This is a genomic window from Nitrospirota bacterium (assembly GCA_030645475.1).
Taxonomy (GTDB): domain Bacteria; phylum Nitrospirota; class Nitrospiria; order Nitrospirales; family Nitrospiraceae; genus Palsa-1315.
In genome coordinates, this window is sequence record JAUSMA010000042.1 from 1 (window position 1) to 2,609 (window position 2,609).

The 2,609-nt window shown below is 58.5% G+C and carries 4 protein-coding genes; all 4 read right to left on the reverse strand.

Annotated features, from left to right (window positions below):
* A partial coding sequence (locus Q7U76_08845; GenBank protein MDO8356481.1) for a sulfite exporter TauE/SafE family protein occupies positions 1–407 on the reverse strand: 407 nt, incomplete at its 3' end.
* Positions 408–437: 30 nt separating this feature from the next.
* The gene (locus tag Q7U76_08850; protein MDO8356482.1) at positions 438–1,469 is read right to left on the reverse strand and encodes an NAD-binding protein; all 1,032 of its coding nucleotides are present in this window, start codon (positions 1,467–1,469) and stop codon (positions 438–440) included.
* A 13-nt stretch (positions 1,470–1,482) separates the two neighbouring features.
* Positions 1,483–2,067 carry a superoxide dismutase family protein gene (locus Q7U76_08855; protein MDO8356483.1) on the reverse strand — a complete coding sequence of 195 codons (585 nt, stop codon included), beginning with the start codon at positions 2,065–2,067 and terminating at the stop codon, positions 1,483–1,485.
* 43 nt (positions 2,068–2,110) lie between these two features.
* Positions 2,111–2,536, reverse strand: coding sequence for a hypothetical protein (locus tag Q7U76_08860; GenBank protein ID MDO8356484.1), 426 nt, complete (start codon positions 2,534–2,536; stop codon positions 2,111–2,113).
* Between the last annotated feature and the right edge of the window lie 73 nt (positions 2,537–2,609).

Here is a 2,609-nt window from a genome sequence, read left to right on the forward strand (position 1 = left end):
TCCGCGCAGATGCTCCGTTCCTCAGGATCCTCCCGCAAGGTCGTGCGCCACCACATCTGTCCGGCTGCCACGATCATCAGGACGCCGAAGAGTAGGAGCGTGATTTCCTCCCGGACAAGCCGATGGCTTATGGATCCCACCCACCCGCCGATCATACCGGTGCCGCTCAACAGTAGCGCCGCCTTCACCTTGACGAGGCCCGACTTGAAAGATTCGATGGCGCCGATACAGGCAGCAGCAGCTACAAGCGCGAGCGAGAGACTCACGGCTTCCTGCACGCTCGTCCCGAGCACATAGACCAGGAGGGGAATTGCGATCAGCGATCCGCCACTCCCCGTGACGCCCAGCGAGAGCCCCACCAGACTTCCCACCGCGACAGCAAGGACCGATGACTCGCCACCCGTCATGCGTTACTTCGTCCAAGACTCACAATGCTCCTACGCTACAGCTTGAGATCTGATGACCGCTTCAAGGCGCTTCAAACTATCCGGCTGACCCAAGACAATCAATTTGTCGCCCTCGGCCAGCAAAACCTTGGGACCTGGATTAAACTCAAGATGGCCCGATGTGCGCTTGACCGCGATGAGGACCAGCCCTCGATCCTCGGCCAGACCACAATCGCAAGTGGTCCGGCCATCGAAACGTGAACCCTGTTCAACGGTCAGCTCTTCCATCTGAAGATCCAGATGTTCACTCTGCGTCGCCAGTTCGAGAAAATCCATGACCGCGGGACGAATCAAGGCTTGCGCCATTTGTATCCCGCCGATGTGATAGGGCGACGAGACGCGATTTGCGCCGGCCCGCATCAGCTTGTGCTCCGACCCTTCATCGCCAGCGCGCGCCACGATGTAGAGATCCTTGTTCAATCCCCTGGCCGTCAGGACGATGTAGAGATTCTCCGTATCCGTATTCACGACCGACACCACACCTTTCGCCCGTTCGATCCCCGCCCGGATCAAGACCTCATCCTGAGTGGCATCGCCTTCCACGGCCATCAGGCCTTCTCGCTGCAAGGCGGCAATTACGTCAGGACTCTTGTCGATCACGACGAACGGCAGCGGTTTGACGCGGAGCTCCTTACAGATCCGCTTCCCCATACGTCCGTATCCACATACGATATAATGATTCGCCACCGTCTTCATTTTTCCCTCAGTCCGATACCGTCCGAAAATCGCTCTCAGTTCCCCTTCTAACAGCAGCCGCGCGAGGTTGCCCAACACATAGAAGAGGGTTCCCACACCGCTGATGATCAGGACGATCGTGAAGGCCCGACCGACCGGCGACAGCGGATGAATTTCCTGATACCCGACTGTCGTGACGGTTGTGACCGTCATGTAGAAGGCATCGAAAGCAGGCCAGCCTTCGATCACGATGTAGCCGAGCGTCCCCGATGCGATGACGGCCACCACGGCCATGATCGCCAGCATCAGATGCCGCGTCGTGTCCGACGAGCGAGACGTGTCTATCATTCGACACGATCTTTCACTCTTTCACAATCACGCCACACGCGATGCGGGGTCCACCTGGTGCATCCTTTGCCGGCGGGTCCGGCAGATACTTATCGTCCAACTCATGGATGATGAAGGCGCTCCCGTCCTTATCGAACAGGCTGTTGAGCCCCTCCGACAGGGTTACCCGGCTCGTGATCGTATAGAGCGACCCGTTCCGGTCATCGTTCACGGAGAGGTTCTGGAGATCGCCAAGATGGTAAGGATGATTCCATAGGCCGGGCATGACGTTCGCCTCAGGATTCATTGCCGGATCGACATTCCCGTCATAATGCCCCTTGGCCGCCGAGAAGGGCTCGCAATTGCCGGTCTCGTGAATGTGGATCGCATGGCGTCCCGGCTTCAGCTTGCTGTCCGGCGTGCCCTGGAGCTTCAACTTGATCCTGACACGCCCTTCATACTCCTCGTAGAAATGCGCCTCTCCCGTAATGCCGGGGCCGGCGATGACGGCCTTCGCGTGCAAGGTCTTCTCGTGTTTGCCCGTATGATACGACGAGCAGCCGACGAGCGGGACTAACGCTGACAACACAAGTGCGGCTCCCGTCAATATACGGTTCATACATCCTCCTCGGTGATCCAATTCTCCGGCCAGACGGCCACTATTATTGTGAACAGCGCGCGAAGATCTCGTCGCAATGGTTCTCGGCCCCCAACCATGCGGGCACCGACTCATATCGCACATCCGTCACGCGACCGTCCTTGAGCGTGACCGTCGCCCGACAACGATGCGGCACATCCCGCGGACCGCTCGACTTCGCGCCAGGGACGGAGAGTTCAACGAGTTCGGCTTCCTCCTGGTACACCATCGTTGTCAGACTCTGTGCCGTGCGCTCGCTTCGCGGCGCACCGGCACAGACAAGGAGTTCCTGCTTCGTCTTCCCCTTCAAGACATCCGCCATCTTCACCGCGTCCGAACGATCCGACGGGCCACCAGCACAGGCGGCGAACAACAATCCAACCAGCACCAGCAGCCCCATCTTCCCGATCCTGAACATCTGAACAAAAAACGGGACCGTGATCATATTCATGCCGGCTTATCCAACTTCTCGATGCCCAACGCTTTCAGGATCACTTTTTCATAATACGGCTCGCTGATACCGC

Excerpts from the sequence above, each read along its gene's own strand:
- Q7U76_08850 (MDO8356482.1), bottom strand. The coding sequence starts at position 1,469 with ATGATAGACACGTCTCGCTCGTCGGACACGACGCGGCATCTGATGCTG.
- Q7U76_08855 (MDO8356483.1), bottom strand. The coding sequence starts at position 2,067 with ATGAACCGTATATTGACGGGAGCCGCACTTGTGTTGTCAGCGTTAGTC.
- Q7U76_08860 (MDO8356484.1), bottom strand. The coding sequence starts at position 2,536 with ATGAATATGATCACGGTCCCGTTTTTTGTTCAGATGTTCAGGATCGGG.